Origin of the sequence: Bradyrhizobium sp. HKCCYLRH1034, assembly GCF_051168375.1 — a bacterium.
GTDB lineage: Bacteria > Pseudomonadota > Alphaproteobacteria > Rhizobiales > Xanthobacteraceae > Bradyrhizobium.
Genome location: NZ_JBNPUW010000001.1, coordinates 747,781 through 764,928, shown reverse-complemented (window position 1 = coordinate 764,928; position 17,148 = coordinate 747,781). Strand labels below are relative to the sequence as shown.

The 17,148-nt window shown below is 60.5% G+C and carries 13 protein-coding genes; 10 read left to right on the top strand and 3 right to left on the bottom strand.

Annotation, left to right across the window (positions count from 1 at the left end; genetic code table 11):
* Positions 1 to 260: 260 nt before the first annotated feature.
* From hemA to ACQR0W_RS03370, 5 genes are read left to right on the top strand one after another with little or no spacing between them, the layout of a single operon-like run.
* A complete protein-coding gene (gene hemA, locus ACQR0W_RS03390) occupies positions 261 to 1,568 on the top strand; it encodes a 5-aminolevulinate synthase (protein WP_316172076.1) in 1,308 nt (435 codons plus the stop codon).
* Between the two features lie 57 nt (positions 1,569 to 1,625).
* The gene (locus ACQR0W_RS03385) at positions 1,626 to 3,164 is read left to right on the top strand and encodes a B12-binding domain-containing radical SAM protein (protein WP_315752039.1); all 1,539 of its coding nucleotides are present in this window, start codon (positions 1,626 to 1,628) and stop codon (positions 3,162 to 3,164) included.
* Entirely contained in the window at positions 3,161 to 4,666 is a 1,506-nt protein-coding gene (locus tag ACQR0W_RS03380) for a hypothetical protein (protein WP_316186879.1), read from the top strand. Before ACQR0W_RS03385 ends, ACQR0W_RS03380 begins: the two co-directional genes overlap by 4 nt.
* Entirely contained in the window at positions 4,666 to 7,074 is a 2,409-nt protein-coding gene (locus tag ACQR0W_RS03375) for a penicillin acylase family protein (protein ID WP_316170681.1), read from the top strand. The genes ACQR0W_RS03380 and ACQR0W_RS03375 overlap by 1 nt, the downstream gene beginning before the upstream one ends.
* Before the next feature lie 18 nt (positions 7,075 to 7,092).
* Positions 7,093 to 8,052, top strand: coding sequence for a DMT family transporter (locus ACQR0W_RS03370; protein ID WP_316170680.1), 960 nt, complete (start codon positions 7,093 to 7,095; stop codon positions 8,050 to 8,052).
* A gap of 530 nt (positions 8,053 to 8,582) precedes the next feature.
* Here ACQR0W_RS03370 and ACQR0W_RS03365 read toward each other — a convergent pair.
* Both ACQR0W_RS03365 and ACQR0W_RS03360 read right to left on the bottom strand, forming a co-directional pair.
* Positions 8,583 to 9,353 carry an acyl-homoserine-lactone synthase gene (locus tag ACQR0W_RS03365; RefSeq protein ID WP_316170679.1) on the bottom strand — a complete coding sequence of 257 codons (771 nt, stop codon included), beginning with the start codon at positions 9,351 to 9,353 and terminating at the stop codon, positions 8,583 to 8,585.
* A 78-nt stretch (positions 9,354 to 9,431) separates the two neighbouring features.
* Complete coding sequence (locus ACQR0W_RS03360) at positions 9,432 to 10,166, bottom strand: LuxR family transcriptional regulator (RefSeq protein ID WP_315715569.1); 735 nt, start codon at positions 10,164 to 10,166, stop codon at positions 9,432 to 9,434.
* 1,188 nt (positions 10,167 to 11,354) lie between these two features.
* Between ACQR0W_RS03360 and ACQR0W_RS03355 the strand changes: the two genes are divergently transcribed.
* Positions 11,355 to 12,338 (top strand): SphA family protein, encoded by a 984-nt coding sequence (locus ACQR0W_RS03355; RefSeq protein WP_315715570.1) that lies wholly within the window; start codon positions 11,355 to 11,357, stop codon positions 12,336 to 12,338.
* An 89-nt stretch (positions 12,339 to 12,427) separates the two neighbouring features.
* Here the strand turns inward: ACQR0W_RS03355 and ACQR0W_RS03350 are convergent, their stop codons facing one another.
* Positions 12,428 to 13,336: a LysR family transcriptional regulator gene (locus tag ACQR0W_RS03350; RefSeq protein ID WP_315715571.1), complete on the bottom strand. Its 909-nt coding sequence runs from the start codon at positions 13,334 to 13,336 to the stop codon at positions 12,428 to 12,430.
* 145 nt (positions 13,337 to 13,481) lie between these two features.
* Between ACQR0W_RS03350 and ACQR0W_RS03345 the strand changes: the two genes are divergently transcribed.
* Genes ACQR0W_RS03345 through ACQR0W_RS03330 form a run of 4 tightly spaced genes read left to right on the top strand, consistent with a single transcriptional unit; the run spans position 13,482 to position 17,127 of the window.
* Positions 13,482 to 14,639: an alpha/beta hydrolase family protein gene (locus tag ACQR0W_RS03345; RefSeq protein ID WP_315715572.1), complete on the top strand. Its 1,158-nt coding sequence runs from the start codon at positions 13,482 to 13,484 to the stop codon at positions 14,637 to 14,639.
* Positions 14,640 to 14,662: 23 nt separating this feature from the next.
* Entirely contained in the window at positions 14,663 to 15,616 is a 954-nt protein-coding gene (locus ACQR0W_RS03340) for a VOC family protein (protein ID WP_315828106.1), read from the top strand.
* Positions 15,600 to 15,959, top strand: a complete 360-nt coding sequence (locus ACQR0W_RS03335) for a Rieske (2Fe-2S) protein (protein WP_315715574.1) — start codon at positions 15,600 to 15,602, stop codon at positions 15,957 to 15,959. Before ACQR0W_RS03340 ends, ACQR0W_RS03335 begins: the two co-directional genes overlap by 17 nt.
* A gap of 37 nt (positions 15,960 to 15,996) precedes the next feature.
* Positions 15,997 to 17,127, top strand: coding sequence for an FAD-dependent oxidoreductase (locus ACQR0W_RS03330; RefSeq protein WP_315828108.1), 1,131 nt, complete (start codon positions 15,997 to 15,999; stop codon positions 17,125 to 17,127).
* Positions 17,128 to 17,148: the final 21 nt, after the last annotated feature.

Sequence of the window (17,148 nt, the reverse complement as noted above, 5' to 3'; positions counted from 1 at the left end):
AAGCAGGATGCGGCGCGATATTGCGAATGTTCGACGCGGCTCCCTGACGTTCAGTATCGTGTCACAAAGTTAAGGAGTGCGTCTTCGACGGACATCCTCCCTACGTCACGCCGCCTGTTCGGCGTTCATCGTCGGTGCCGTTCGCCGCGGCGCTGCTTGCCTGCTAATCGCCGTGTCATCCACCGCCGCTCGGAGCTCTATCTCAAGCCACCTCGACTTCACCGACGATGTGTTCGCTCAATAGAGTGGAATCAGCGATGATGAATTATGAAGGCATATTTGTCCGGGCGATCGACGCTCTTCGTGAGGAAAGGCGATATCGGACATTTGCCACTCTGGTGCGCAATCCCGAGACTGCGCCGACTGCGCTCTGGCGACCGCCGGGCGAGACACGAGCACCACAGCCCGTTACCGTCTGGTGCTCCAATGACTATCTCTGCATGGGCCTGCATCCGGATGTGATCGAAGCGTCCACGGAAGCGTCCCGGAGCTTTGGCACGGGCGCGGGAGGAACAAGGAACATCTCCGGCACGCACCAAAAAATCGTAGAGTTGGAGCAGGAGCTGGCCAGTCTGCATGGAAAGGAGGCGGCGCTCGTCTTCACGTCAGGCTGGGTATCGAACTTCGCAGCAATCTCCACCATCGGGACTCTGTTGCCGGACTGCGTGATATTTTCAGACGCGGACAACCATAACTCGATCATTGAGGGTATCAGCCGCTCGAGATGCGAGAAGAAGATCTGGTGTCATAACGATGTGAGGCATCTTGAGCAGCTGCTTGCCGCGGAGCCCCGCAATCGCGCAAAGCTCATCGTATTTGAAAGTCTCTATTCGATGAGCGGCAGTATTGCGCCCATCGGCGGGATCGCTGCTCTCGCTGAACGCTACGGTGCCATGACCTACATCGACGAAGTTCATGCGGTGGGGCTGTATGGACCTCAAGGTGGGGGCATTTGCGATCGAGACGGCCTCGCAGATCGGATCGACGTCATTCAAGGTACGCTCGCCAAAGGGTTCGGATCGCTTGGCGGCTATGTCGCCGCAAGTGCATCGATCGTCGATTCAATCCGAAGCTATGCGCCGTCGTTCATCTTCACGTCGACGATGCCGCCACACGTCGCCGCGAGCGCAACGGCGGCGGTACGGCATCTGCGCCGGTCCAAGGCCGAACGCGACCAACAGCAAGCGGTGACGCGCAGGGTCCGGCGTGCGCTTCAGGCCGCGCGCCTGCCGGTCATGGCCAATGAATCGCATATCATCCCGGTCGTGGTAGGCGACGCGCAGAAATGTACCGCCGCGAGCCAGATGCTGTTGGAACGACACAGGATATATGTTCAGCCTATAAATTATCCGACTGTGAGCAAGGGCACGGAGCGGCTTCGTCTGACTCCGACACCGGCCCATCGAGACGTGCACATCGACCTGCTGGTCGCCGCTCTCTCTGATGTCTGGGCGTCTCTCGAGCTTCCGTACGATGAACGGGCCGCGCGATCTCCGATCGTTGGCATGACGGACAACGCGGTCAATCCGAAAGACATGACGAATCAGCGGTCGGTTCCGGCGGAGTAAAGGCGGACGCACCGCGCGTCGTGACGATGCGGCATCAGGCATGGCGAGGGCGGATACATGACGCATTCCAAGTACAAGATCCTGTTCGTAACGCAGCACTATCATCCAATTCATCTGGCAGACGACCGGATCTATATTGTTGAACCCATCCAGTACGAAGTGCTGGCGTCCATGCTGGACAAGGATGAGGTGGACATTTCTCTGCTGGATCAGCGCCTTGATCGCCGCCCGTTGGCCCTGCTCGAGACGATAAGGCGCCTGCGTCCAAACTTCGTCGGATTCACGTCTTGGACGATGCATGTCGACCTCGTGCGGATGCAGGCGGCGCTGGTCAAGCAGATCGACCCTTCGATCATCGTTGCGGTAGGGGGGCATCATGCTAGCCTAAGTCCGTCCGACTTTGCGGACCCCAACATTGACTACGTCATGATGGGAGAGGCTTATCTCTCTTTCCGGGATCTGATCCTGCGCTGCCGGGAAAGCGAGCGTAACGTAGCTGATCTGGCAGGCGTTGCCTGGCAGGACAACGGCAAATTCTTCTCGAACGGCAAGGCGGTCGTTCCGAAGTCCTTCGATCTCGACAGCCTCCCCCTTCCGGACCGAAGCATCCTCGGTAAGTATAAGGGCAGATACTATCACCTCTGGTGGAAGCCGGTTGCTGCCCTGAGGACGTCCATGGGATGTCCCGCAAGATGCTCGTTCTGCAACTTGTGGCGGCCGAACCTCGGAAAGTATCTAACGTGGAGCCCGGAATACATCGTCGAGTACCTCAAGACGATCGAGGAGCCGTATGTCATATTTACAGACGACCACTTCTTCGGGGACGGGCGCCGGGCGCACGCCATTGGTGAAGCGATCCTTCGGGCGGGCATCAAGAAGGAGTACTTGTTCTACAGTCGGGCGGACGCGATTGTCAGAGACCCGAGCTTGGTCGCGCTGTGGTCGCGGGTTGGGCTCAAGCGCCTTCGGATGGGTCTGGAGAGCTATTCCGACTCCGAGCTCGGTGCCATGGAAAAGGGCAGCTCCGTGGCGCACAACGACAGGGCCATCGAGATTCTCAAGAAGCATGAAGTCTTGATCGAAGGCCTGTTTATCGTCGGTGTCGACTACAAAAGAGAACAGTTTGAAAACTTGACGAGCTACATCCGCAGCCGAAAAGTCGATATCCCGAACATCACTGTAGCGACGCCGATGCCGGGGACGACAGACTACGCCAAGAACGAAGACGCGCTCATTTACAAGAACCCGACGTACTACGATTTTCAGCACGCCGTGCTCCCCACAAGGCTCGATATCAAGGAGTTCTGCCATCTCTATGGGAAGATGCTGCTCAAGGTCCAGAGACCTCCACTCGAGCAGATCCGGCGCATAGGTCTGTTCAAATTCATTTGTAACGTTCCGTCATTCTGGATCTACTTTCTTCGCGTCTACACGTCTTACAAGCACTACGGCTACGTAGAGCGAAGCGGGGGCGAACTTCCAACACTTCCATGGGTTGATATGCGGCGCGGAAGCTGCGGCGGTGACGCGGTAGCGGACAAGAAATATGGCTCCGTCGACATCGACAAGGTGTTTCCGACAGGGGTTCCGTCATGACGGACGAGGCCGACGTCACGAATGATATCAAGCTGCGCTTCGGACGCCCCGACGATTTTGCCGCGCTTAGGTCTCTGCGGGGCGAGGTGTTCTGTGATGAGCTTGGGATTCAGGAGCGATCCTATCACGACGTCATTTTCGATTGGTATTCGAAGAATGTCGTTTTGCTTGCGGGCAACCGTTTGATAGGTGCTGTTCGTCTTGCCTACATCCGAGATTGGCAGGAGTACTATGTCAGCTACCTATGCCTCGCGGCGCAATACCGCCGGAAAGCGCATCTGCGGCTGTTGTTCGGAGCCATTATTCTGCTCATGAAGCGAAATGGGATCAGGTCAATCAGGGCGGATTCGTCCGACGCAAATCTGATGATGTATCAGGCGATGGGGTGCGTTCCCATCGGAGGAAAGTTCAAGAAGCCAGGATTTGTCTGCGACTGGACACCGATGCGCTACGACATTGGTGTCAATGCAGCGGCGGAGGAGAGTCTTTCAGAACGCGCGGCGGCTCATTTTGAACCGTGGACCGAGAGCGATCTGACATGGGTGTTCGACACCGTGTTTCATCGGTGTGACACCGCGTCGGCATTCGGGGCGACTTTCGAGACCCTTCTCGAAAAGGATCTGATCCCTGGGCATCTGCCGTATCTGGCTCGTCCCGACCGGGTGATCGACCTGCCGCACGATGAGGCGTTTACGCGTCATCTGAGGACAGTCGAGGTGCGGTCAGATGACGATGAATTCTTTTCGGCAACTTCAACAGCATCTCCCACTCGCCCTGCCTGCCCGGATCGCACGACCATCACCGCGGGCAGTCGGTTCGCGCATCTGAATGCTCGGTTTTCGTCCAAGACCCTGGTGGCGGTTCTTGTCGACTCGGAGGCGTTGGTCTTGGCGCGATTATACGCTGTCCTGACCTGCAAGCGTCTGGTCGAGTTGAACGATTGGGGGGAACTGCCCTCTCTCTGCCCACCGTCCGTATCGAGCGTGACTGCCATTATCGGACCGGCTGATCGGGCACTGTCGAAGGCGGTTTTATCGGCAGCGCAACGCCGATGCGCTATCGGGCTCCTGACCGCCGCGGACCTGCCGGCTCTCTCGTCGACGTTGCTCGGCTCGTATCTGAACTTCATTGGACCAACACAAGTGGCGATCGCGGTCCATCCGGTGGGTCTTGTGTCGTACGAGGCGCCGACAGGCGCGTGCGGTCGTGGGCTCGGCCCAGGTTTGTGGAGCCTCGCCGGTGGACCAGAAATGACCGTCGTCGCGATTGGCCCGTATCATTTGCTCATCGTGCCCGCCAGGATATGCCGAGCTGCCGTAGCGGCCATTTCAGAATTTCTCAAGGTTGGCTATGCGATCGGACAATCAGTCCGATTGGTCCGCGAGGAGTGCCTGGGCGATGAGCCGATCCTGCTGATGGGAGATCCGAGCCTTCGCCTCGATATCGCCCCGTCAGAGAAGAACGCGGAGGCGACGCGGCGCTTGGCGGCCGTCTCGGACTGATGTTCGTGCTGAACAACTCATTTTCGATGCCTGCTTTCACGGCCGCGGTGGTGACAGGGACGCTATGCGTTGTTGGGCCGTGTTTTCTTTTCGGGCTGGCGCTGGTTGCGACGATCTTCGTGCGCGCGATGCCAAGGCGATCGGGTGAACGCAGGCTTGCCGGGTTGAAGAACGAGGTCAGGATCTATCACGACAAGCATGGCGTTCCCCATATCTTCTCGGAGAATTTTCAGGATGCCGCGCGGTGCCTGGGTTACCTGCACGCAAGCGAGCGCCTGTTTCAGATGGAAATTCACCGACGTGCTGGACAGGGGCGACTTTCCGAAATCTTCGGGGCGGATTTCGTCGACACAGACAAAATCATTCGTGTTCTAGGTCTCTACCAGCTGGCCAAGACCAGCTTTGCCGCGCTTGCGCCGGAAACTCAATCCACGCTTTCGGCCTATGCGGACGGCGTCAATGCATTCTTGTCGACGCACCGAAGCAAACTGCCGTTTGAGATGGTCTGGTTGAGAATCCGGCCGGAGCCATGGTCTCCCATTGATTCAATCGTGTGGGGCAAGCTCATGGCTTGGCAAATGAGCCGGAACTATCTCGCCGAGCTGAATCGAGCCGAGTTGACCAGCAGAATCGGAACGGTCGATGCCGGCCCGTTCTATCCCGATCCCATGCGGGGCAAGACTGGACCATCGGCGTCGGGTGGGTCTGGTGGCTCGCGCGGACAATCCGACTTTTCAGACAAGATGGGAGCGCTGCTCGGATTGGCCAATGGCGCTTCAAATGCTTGGGTCGTCGCCGGCGAGCGAACCACCAGCGGCCACCCGCTCCTCGCGAACGATCCGCATCTTGACGTGTCGTCGCCAGTGCTCTGGTTTTTATGCCGGATCGTCACCCCCGAAGGATGGGTGAAGGGAGCCGGAGTACCAGGCGTACCGATGATCCTGCTTGGACAGAACGAGAGCTTCGCCTGGGGAACCACGGCGGCGATGTCCGACGTTCAGGATCTGTTCGTGGAAACTCTGGATCCGGCGGATCCGACCAAATATCTTGCGCAGGCTGGCTCTCACGCATTTGACAGGCATGAAGAGACGATCCGAGTCCGAGGTCGGCCCGACGTCAAATTCACCATCCGCAAGTCGCGGCATGGCCCGGTGCTATCCGATGCTGTCCCGCGTCTTGCCGCGCTGGCGGGCAGCGATGGCGTCATCGCGCTATCCTTCAGCGGGCTCGGAGATTGTGACCGCACTGCCGAGGCGTTTCTGAAGCTCAATCGGGCGCGGAATTGGGAGGAGTTCAAGGATAGTCTGCGGCTGTACGAAACGCCTGCGCAGAACATGTTCTACGCCGACGTCGCCGGCAACATCGGAGTGATGAGTCTAGGGCGGGTCCCAGTGCGCAAGTCGGAATATGGCCTGCATCCCGCGGCGGGATCAACGGGTGATGCAGACTGGTCAGGCTACGTTCCGTTCGAGCAGATGCCGCACTCGTTCAATCCGGCCTGTGGCTATATCCATAATGCGAATGGTCGACCGGCCTGGTGTGGGCACGATGTCTTTATGGGATGCGATTGGGAAGAGCCGTATCGGACACAAAGAGTCCAGCAGTTTTTCGACAACATCAGATTGCACTCGCTGGAAACATCTGCCCAAATGCAGGCCGACATTCTATCTCTCGCCGCTCAGGATCTTCTGCCGATTTTGCTTCGAGCAACCCCGTCCAGTCCACTGGGACGGCAAGCCCTCGCGCTGCTCTCGAAGTGGGACGGCACGATGCACAAGGACTGGGCAGAACCGCTCATTTTCAACGGGTGGATGCAGGCGCTCCGACGAATGCTGATCGATGACAAGGCGAAGGTGAAGCTTGAGTATGTCGGGCCATGTGCGGCTTCGCTCCTCAGGAAGCTTATCCTGGAGCATCCCAAATGGTGCGCTTCGGGCGAAGAGACGGATCTGGAATGTCGTGCATGTCTGACGCGGGCTCTCGAAGAAGCTATGGCGATGCTCTCGAGGCGCCGCGGGTCTGACCTGACGAAATGGCGGTGGGGTGACGAGCACATCTCGACGCTTTCGCACGTCTTCTACTCGCGGATACCGATCTTCAGGTCATTGAGCGAGCTTGGCGTCGGAAGTGGTGGGGACCTGTATACGCTCAACAGCGGAGGTGCTCTGCAGCCGCACCATGATCGCCCGTTCGAGCGGAAACACGTTCCGACATTTAGAGCCCTATATGATCTCGGCGATCCGGATCGGTCCCGCTTCATGACCGCGACCGGCCAATCTGGCCATATCTTCTCGCGCTTTTACGGAAACCTGACGCCGCTTTGGAACGAAGGCGAGTCGATCACGCTGGCTGGCGACGAGTTGGCCTTGCAGCGTGAAGGCGCGACTCTCATGAGATTTATTCCGTAGGGCTGACAGGGCAGTCACATGGCGGTCGAGGAAGCATCTTTGGTCAAATCGGGTGATACGGAAGCCGATTCCTCGGGCGCGCCGTTGCCGCCGGTTGACTCAGGGTCCAGTCGATCAAGTCCCTATGTTTCGGGGCTGATCGCAGTCATGTTTTGGGGAACGACTCCGGCCGCGACGGTACTGGTCGCCCATGACATGCCCTCATCGTTGATCGGGCCGTCCAGACTTCTCCTGGCCGCGGTCTTCCTCCTACCAATGGTTCTCCTGCTTCGGCCGCCGCTTCCGACCGATAGGGGAGGTTGGATTGCCGTCGCGATCAACGGTATGATCGGGTTCGGTGGTTCGTTCTTTCTGCAGGGTCTGGGCTTCTCGCGAACGTCGACTTCGCACGCGGCTCTCATCTTGGCTTGCGCTCCGGTGTTTACATCCATCATCCAGCATGTGCTGTCCCGGACATTTCCCCGCACTCTTTGGCTGATCGGAAGTGCGATGGCATTGTGTGGTGAGACGTTTCTGATCGGCGCTCGTTCGAACGGCGATGTCTTCGGCAGTGGAACAATGGTGGGCGACGTCATCGTTCTCATCGGCACCATTACGGTCAGCATTGGATATGTTGCAGGCGCTCGCGCATCTGCGCGAATTGGCCTGTTCGGAGCGACGGCATGGTCGATCATCTTCGGTGCTGCTCTTGTGACGCCGCTGTTGCCCTCTGTCCTGGAGGCGATCTCCGGGGTGACGGTCGTAGGAGGAGGGGCCCTGTTCTTTCTTGCGGTCTTTTGCACCTTGATCGGATTCGCCGCATGGTTCTGGGCTCTGGACAAGGGAGGCGTCTCGGCGATTGCGCCTCTGCAGTTCGGACAGCCGGTCGTATCACTCTTGATAGCCGTGATCTTTCTGGGAGAGCAGCTTTCGATGAGCATTTTTGCTGCAGTTGGATTGGTTCTCACGGGGGTATACTTCTGTCGAAAGTCGGCGTGAGAGGTCGTATCCCGCGAGGTGGGTCGCCGGTTAGCAATGCGGCTCTTGATGTGCGTTCCGCAATAGCGGCTGGGCGAATTGCTGTGCTGGATGAATGCGGTTGCAGGTTGTTGTTGTCAGCGAGCCGGACCGCAAGGTCGAAGAACAGCGTTTCGTTCAAGAACTCGTCGCGGATCTCTGCATCCGGTTCATCATGACGCTGCGGGTGAGCTCGGTACTTTGTCCGAGACGATCGCGCCCGGCTTGCCGTCCGGTGCGACAATCGCAGTCAGCCCGCGCTTCCTGTCGCCCGAGAGCGAAGTATCGGCAAATGCTCCCAGCCATTCCGCGGTGACGATCGTCGATCGCACAGCTGTCAGCGCGAACGCTGGCTCGGCACGCTCTTGGCGCGGCGGACCGCAAACTGCTGATCGGCACTCGAACTGCCGAGCTCTCGTCCTTGGACGGGGCTTACCGCCTGCAGGTGCTTGCGGGCGGCTCGCTGTAGCCAACAGCCAGAAGGCAACTTGGGCCCGGAATGAGAGGTCTGGTTAGGTCACCGGGGTCGCCGCGCTGTAGGTGCGGTTGGCGCCGTCCACCTGCAAGGAGCATAGATCCAACGGCTCGGGTACAATCTCTCGTTGCGCGTGAAGTACCCCGGTCCTGCGCAGCGCTCCTGCGCAGATGTGACGTTTTGCTTTGGAAGCGGCGAGGTCTCGGAGGGATGGTTGGTCTAAGATGTCAGTGTCGATTCCCAAGCATTTGCGCGATGTAGATACCGTACGGTCAGAGACTCTCGCCTCCAACGCAAGGGTCGGTCGCCCATCAAAGACCACGGGATCGGCGAGTGGTTGCGCATTCCATCCAAGCCGGTTCAGCCGCCGTACCCAACCCGGCTTGGATTGCGCGATAAGACCCGTGATGCCGAGGTACTGGCATATCTCTGCTATGGCGACCATCAGTCGACGCGAGGCTAGAACGTCACCGTTTCCGATCTCGGACCTGGCGCAAAGACGGGTCCATTCGAAGATGTCCGGCGCCTTCGGATATGATCGCCCCCGCACCAGCTCCGGATACACGTGCGACAGGAGATGCGGCCTGGTCGTCGGAAGAAGCCGCGAGTACGCCATCACCCGTCCGTCGTGGATATCAACTACATGCAGCGCATCATCACCATCAAACTGGTCCCGATCGCGCCGGTCCGGCTTGACAAGGCTTGACCACGCAAGCGCTTCCACGAAGATCCTATATCTAAGATCGTAGATTTCATCCATAAGGCTGGGGGTCGCCAGTTTTGAATCCTCGTAGAACGCAAATATCATCATGGTCTCCTCGGGTAGGGAGACCAACCGATCATTTTGCAGAAGTATTGGCGATGCCGTTCTAGTACAGTATTTACTTCATACTGGCTTTAGCGAACCGTTCAATATCGCGATGCGGACGGCCTCTGTTCGGCTGCCGGCGCGAAGCTTCGACATCGCGTTGCGAAGATATTGATCGACGGTTCGCTTGGAAAGACGAGCCTCAAAGGCGATTTCCTTGGATTTCAGGCCGTGCATCGCCCAATGTAGGCATTCCAGTTCGCGCGGCGCGAGCACGCACGCTCGCTCCTCTTTCGCCGTTGCAGGTCTTTTCGCGTGTATCATTTGGTCGACACGCTGATGACTGAGTAACGCCATGAAATGAAGATTGTGCCGATCGCTTCGCTGCAGCGGCTTGGCGCCCGTCGCAAACGATACGCAGGTTGTGCGCATTTGCGGACCGTGGATCGGGACCGTGAAGCCGTCAATCAGTCCTGCGTCCCTTGCTTCGTCCATGAGCTTTCGTTGTTTTGCGGTGAGCGGCTGAACCGCACACTCCTCGCTCCAGACGTACGGCGTCGCTCTTTCCCGAAGCAGTTGGGCAATCGGGTCTATATGGACATAATTTCTCTCATTATAATATCTGATCCAGGCATCATTCCAGCCACGTAGCTGGATATGAGGCTCGAGGATTTCCATTCGGCTCGGCAGGTCAGCGATAAAGACGCCGGTCACTCCGAAGCGCTCAGTGGAGGCTAGAAGCAGCTCGAGTAGGCTGTCGATGCTAGTAGCATCAGCGATAGCTTCGCCATAGGCCTGAGGGATCTCAAACATTGCCTTCTGTCTCGAACGCAAAGTAGTCAGGATACTGCCGATAGCTGACGGATATCTCTCGTCCGGACAGTCACCTTAGAAGTTCGCGAGTCGCCACACATTCAACCAGCGCACCTCCTCCCGACGTTCCGTTCAGAAATTCCTCGTCTCGCCCGCGCGGTCGTGCATAAAAAAATTGGAGAGTCGCTTCTTCGACATGCCCTACAACCTCTGCGGATGATTAGCAGTGACGGTATAGGAATGCAACCGTTCTGGTTTCCTTGGAATGGTTTTTTGCAGATTGAATGGCAATCTGGTCGGAGCGGTGCGTCGAATGTCTGCCGTACGACTCTGGTAATCGGCCGCAGACATCAAGAAAGCTGTGGCGAAACCCATTCACCGATTCCTCTGCTGGGCAGCTCTCGCTGCCATCAAACGCGACCGAACGATAATGAACGGCCAGAAGCCGGCGGCCCCGACGTCCTGGGTAGGAGACGAGAGTGTCAGCGAATACACGTATTGATTGACGATGAGAAGACTGACCCAGCCAGCACTTGAAAAGCGGTCTGCAAGCGCTGCGTTTTTTCGCCATCAACGCGAACAGCCGGCCTGCTGAACCGATCGCGCCGCGCGTCCGGATACGACGCGTTCATTGAGAAGGCAAACAACCGATTGATATTGCGGCAGTTCGTCTCGACGATTTGCCAAAATGGCTTTGATATCGTTGCATCATCAAACTGATTTTGAATCCGCCATGCGGCCTCTCATCCAGCAGCGTGGCCCGACGTCATGAAATCGTCATTGGTGGAATGACCATGGAAGTTACTGGCAAGTCATACGCCTCTTAATCAGCGGGTCCTAGGTTCGTGCCCTATGCGTCTGCCGCCAACAATCTATGGTTGTGTTTGATCCAAGGCCTGAACTGCAGGCCTCGTACGGGCAATCTTCAACACGGTGGGTGAGATCGATTATGTCGTCGGTGACGTGCCCGTGGTTGCTCACTCTGCTCGAACCAAGGAGCGCGACATCAATCGACGCCCGTGAGGCCGGCACATCGAGACTGTGAATAGCTCGGATCAAAACGATCAATTTTACGAATGATCTGGGATCGCTCATCAATGACGCGATCGGTCGGGCGCGGGCGCGTCGCCATGAGGTCGGTCGGGGGCAAGCTCGTTTCGTAGAAAACGCGCCACCAAGGGGGGATTCATGACAAGAGGACTGCAGCGGTCCGCTTCCGCAGCGTTGATGTTGGCCGGGATGATCCAGGGTGCGTGGGCCGCCGAGAACGCGGCCACCAACTATCCGGCGGGCTCGCCCGGCGTGTTCATTGCGTCGTTTCCGCCGATCCCGGGCCTGTTTGCGATCAGCCAGACCAGCTACACCAGCGCCAACGGCCTGTATGACGGGCAGGGCAAAAAGCTGCCGATCGACTTCAAGCTCTCCGCCGTGTCGGAGACGATGCGGTTTCTCGCCAGTTATCCCGGCGACTTTTTCGGCGCCCATGTCTATTCGCAGCTCGTGGTGCCCTTCGTCCATCTCGAAAGCACCAATCCCGGCGGATCGTTCCAGGCCAACGGCCTTGCCAATCTGACCTTCTCGCCGATCATTCTGAGCTGGGCGCTGTCGCCCGTGCAGACCTTCACGGTCGGCCTGGACATCATGCCCAACACCGGCACCTATTCGGCGCGGCAGCCCCTCAACGTCGGCACGAACTACACCACCATCTCGCCCGTCCTCGCCTATCGCTATGCCGATCCGAAGGGCTTCGAATTCGCCGTCTCGCCACGTCTGCTGCTCAACGGCACCAATACCGATTCGGTCAACGCCTTCACGCAGCTGACCCAGCAGTACCGCAGCGGTGATGCGCTGGTGGTCGACTTCAACGCGGGCTATAATATCGGCGCCTGGAAGCTCGGCGTCGTCGGTGGCTATACGCATCAGTATCAGGACGACAAGATCAACGGCGTCAAGGCATTCAATTTCGCCGGGGTGCAGGACGGCAACCGGTTGCGCTCGATCAATGCAGGCCCGTCGCTGACCTATAATGCGGGCCCCTTCCAGATCAACGTGAACTACCAGCATACATTCTACGTCGAGAACGGCAGCCGCGGCGATACGGTCTGGGCCAATCTGGCATTCCCGATCTGGGTGCCCGCGCCGCCGCCCGGAGCCGGACCGATCAAGCGCTGACTCGCGCAAGCTGGATTGATCGCTCATCAACGAAGGCGGCCGGCGTCTCGCGCCGGCCGTTCGCCATCGCCAGTGCCGGTCGACGGTGGTCAGGGCAGCTCGGCGACGACCTCGCGGATCAGAGTGCGCAGCCACAGCAGGCCGGCATCGTTGGAGCGGTAGCGATGCCATTGCACGCGCTGCCGCAGCGCCGGCAGCGCGATCGGCAGCTCGATGATGCGGATGGGAAGGCTGCGCTGGGCGGCGATGGCGAGCCGCCGGTGCACGGTGGCAAGGCGGTTCGTCCCGGCAACGAGATGCGGAATGGCGGTGAACGCGTAGACCGAAACGTCCTCGCTGCGGCTCGTGTTGCGCTGCTCCAGATAATAGGTTTCGAGCGATTGCGCCGCGATCGCCGGCCGCATCACGACGTGGGACGACTTGGCGAAATCCTGCCGTGACAGCTTGCCCTTGCCATACTTTCCCTTGCTCCACGCGATGACGCAGAAGTCGTCCTCGAAGATCACCTCGGACGGGTGCAGCTTGGAGCTGAATTCCTCCGGGATGATCAGCAGGTCGACGTCGCCGCGCTCGAGCGCGCGCTCCGGCCGCTGCACCTGCTGCAGGAAGTCGAAGCGGATACCGGGCGCAAGGGCCTCGCTGCGCGCCAGCAGCCGCGGGATCAGCGTCACCAGCGTGTAGTCCGACGCCAGGATCTTGAAGCAGCGGTCGGACTGCGCGGGATCGAACTCGGCAGACGAGGCGATGGCCCAGTCGACCCGCACCAGAAGGTCCCTGATCGAGTCCTTCAGCGTCTCCGCTCGCGGCGTCAGCTCCATTTTGCGGCCGATCTTCACCAGCAGTTCGTCATCGAAATAGGTTCGCAGACGCAGCAAGGCATTGCTCATCGCGGACTGCGTCATGTTCATGCGCGCGGCGGCGCCGCTGACGCTGCGCAGGTGCAGCAGATGGTCGAGCGCGACCAGGAGATTGAGGTCGAACTTGTTGTTGAAGCGCATGGGCGGCCTCGCTCGAGGTATTCAAGAGATCAATGCGATCAATCTTGTTAATCAATTTTTCGAAATGGTCAAACGGGGCTATGCCAGACCTCGGGAAGAACGTCGAGGAAGACGCGTGGCCGGGCCGCGCGTCGCGAGTGCATTCATGTTCAAGTATTTTCCGACCAACTATGTCTGGAATCTCTCGGTCGATCTCGCGATCGAGATGGGCGCGCGGATCGGCGAGATCGAAGAGATGTGCGCGCCGCTGCAGGAGGCGGCCCGGCAGCCAGATGCCAACGGTACCCAGGCCTTCCGCGAGACCTGGGCGCGGATGGCAGACAAGCTCTGTGCGCTCGCGTCCGAGGACGAGGCGAAAGGGCGGCTGCTGTCGGCCGGCGAGAAATATGGCCGCGCAGCGAGCTATCTGATCACCTGCGAGCGTCTGCAGGCGCACGAGGCGCCGGGGCGGCTGGCGCTGTACCGCAGATGTCTCGACGTGTTCGCCAAGGGCATTGCACTGGCGCGGGAGAACTGCGAGCGCGTCGAGATTCCCTATGAAGGCTCCCACATTGCCGGTCTCATGGTCCGCGCGGAAGGGCGCGACGGGCCGGCGCCGCTGCTGGTGCAGGTCAACGGCCTGGATTCGACCAAGGAGATGAAATACCGCGTCGGCTTGCCCGCCTGGCTCGCCCGACGGGGCGTGTCGTCGCTCGTGATCGACCAGCCCGGATCGGGCGAGGCGCTCCGGCTGCAGGGTCTCACCGCGCGCCATGACAGCGAGCATTGGGCGTCCCGGGTCGTCGACTGGCTGGAGACCCGCAGCGACGTCGACCCGAAGCGGATCGGTCTCGAGGGCGTCTCGCTCGGTGGCTACTACTGTCCGCGCGCGGTGGCTTTCGAGCCGCGCTTTGCCTGCGGCGTCGCCTGGGGTGCCAATCACGATTGGCGCGACGTGCAGAAGAGGCGCCTGCAGAAGGAAGGTGATTTCCCGGTCCCGCATTACTGGGCGCATGTGCGCTGGGTGTGGGGTGCGAGAGATCAGGACGACTTCATGCGGATTGCCGAGCAGGTTCACCTCGACGGCATTCTCGACCGCATCAAGGTGCCGTTCCTGGTGACGCATGGCGAAAAGGACTCGCAGATTCCGCTGCATTGGGCCGAGCGGACCTATGAGCAACTGGTGAATTCGCCCAAGCGCGAGCTGAAGGTCTTCACCGCGCGTGAAGGCGGCGCCCAGCATGCGAGCTTCGACAACAGCATCAATGCCGGCCACTACATCGCGGACTGGGTCGCAGAGACATTGAACGGACACATCGCCTGAAGCAGCAGGTGGAGAGGAAAGTTATGAAAATCGTCGGTCTGGAGAGCCTGATATTCGGTGTCGACGACGTGAGGGGCGCGGCGCGCTTCCTGGTCGATTACGGGCTGACGCCCGTCGACGTCTCCGATCGCGGCGGCCGCTTCGAGGCGATCGACGGCACCGCCGTGGTGATCGCACGGCAGGATGATCCGGCTCTGCCGCCGGCGCCCGTGCCGGGCTGCCGTCTGCGCAAGACGGTGATGGGCGTCGCCGACGAGGCGACGCTGGGGGCGATCACCGCCGAGCTGCGGCGCGACCGCGAGGTCCGGCGGCTGCCCGATGGCTCGATCGAGTCGACCGACGATTCCGACTTCGTGATCGGCTTTCAACTGACGGCACGGCGGCCGTTCATGCTGGCCAGCGAGATTTCGAATGCGCCGGGCGGCGTGGTGTTCCGGCCGATCAACAGCCTCGGCGTGCCGCCGCCGGGCAGCGTGATCCGTCCGCGCTCGCTGTCGCATGTGGTCTATTTCGTGCCCGACGTGGTGAAGGCCGAGGCGTTCTACGTCAACCGGCTCGGCTTCCGCTGCACCGATCGCTTCACCGGCACCGGGCCGTTCCTGCAGCCGGGCGGCTCGCTCGACCATCACACCCATTTCCTGATCGGCGCGCCGCCGCACATGCACGGCGTGGAGCACTTCACGTTCCATTTCGGTGGTCCTTCGGAAATGATCACCAACGGCTATCGCTTCGTCGAGAAGGGCTATCAGGCGTTCTGGGGCCCCGGCCGTCACATCCTGGGCTCGAACTGGTTCTGGTACTTCAATAGCCCGTTCGGCTGCCACATCGAGATGGATGCCGACATGGACCAGCACGATGCGAGCTGGCAGCCGCGCGAGGCGACGGCATCCGCCGACAATTCGCAGACCTTCCTGATGAAGATGCGCAAGAAATGGTACCCCGGCCCCGGAATCCCCGAGAATGGCGACTACGCGTGAGGCCGAGGCGCGATGGATCCGGCTGTGCCGCGCCGATGAGATCGGCGAGGCGCAGTCGCGCGGCTTCGATCCCGATGATGAGGGGCAGGACAGCCTGTTCGTCGTGCGCCGGCACGGACAGCTGCATGGCTGGCGCAACGCCTGTCCGCATATCGGCGGTGCGCCGATGGCCTGGCGCAGGGATGCGTATCTCAACGCCGACGGCACGCGTATCGTCTGTCACGCGCACGGCGCCGAGTTCATGCCCGACACCGGGCTGTGCGTGCAGGGGCCGTGCCGCGGCGAGCGGTTGAGCCGTCTCGAGCTCGTCGTCATCGACGGCGAGTTGTTCGTAAAGTCATAACATGCCCGCAAGGGCGGACTGCAGAGGGGGAAGCACCATGGCAGTGGTGAGCAGGGTGCTGACGATCGGAGGCGGCTTTTCCGGTATGGCCGCGTCGATCCAGATGCGCAAGGCGGGCATCAACATCGATCTCGTCGAGGTCGATCCGAACTGGCGGCCGGAGGGCGCCGGCATCACGGTCAGCGGACCGACCTTGCGCGCGCTCGAGACGATCGGCGTGTTCGCGGAATTCGCGCGGCGCGGCTACACGGCTGACGGTGTCGACCTGTTCGCGCCATCGGGGCATCGGATCGGCGAGATCCCGACACCGAAGGCCGTAGGATCGGATGTGCCCGGCGGCGGCGGAATCATGCGGCCCGAACTCGGGCGCATCCTCGCCGATGCGACGCGCGCCGCTGGCGTTCACGTGCGTGTCGGCTGCACCTACACGCGGATCACGCAGCACGACGGCGATGTCGAGGTCGCCTTCACCGATGGCACGACGGGCCGTTATGATCTCGTGGTGGCTGCCGATGGCGTGCATTCGAAGACGCGGGCGCTGCTGTTTCCCGAGGTCAAGTCGCCGCAATACATCGGCCAGGTGGTCTGGCGCGCCGTGCTGCCGCGGCCGGCCGACATCGTGCGTCCGCGGATGTGGCTGGGTGGTGCGGTCAAGGCGGGCGTCAACCCGGTGTCGCCGAGCCACATGTATATGTTCGTGACGGAGGCGCGGCCGGAAAAGCTCCAGGCCGAGCGCGCGTCCTGGCCGCAACTGGTCGCGGACCTGCTGGCGCCGTTCAGCGATCCCGTGCTGGTGGCACTGCGGGCGCATTTGTTCGCTCCCGACGCCGCCATCGACTATCGGCCGCTCGCCAACCTGCTGGTGCCGGCGCCGTGGAATCGCGGCCGCGTCATCCTGATCGGCGACACCGTGGCCGCGACCACGCCTCACCTCGCCTCCGGCGCGGGCATCGGCATCGAGAGCGGCATCGTGCTGGCCGAGGAGCTGGCTCGCGCGACGACCCTGCAGGAGGCATTCGACCGCTTCCATGCGCGCCGCTGGGAGCGCTGCCGCATGGTGATCGAGAACTCCGCGCAGCTCTGCCGCATCGAAATGGAGAACGGCGACAAGGCGGAGCACGCCAGGATCATGCGCGAGTCGATCGTCGGGCTGACGCAGCCGATCTGAGCCAACAACATCAACGAACAA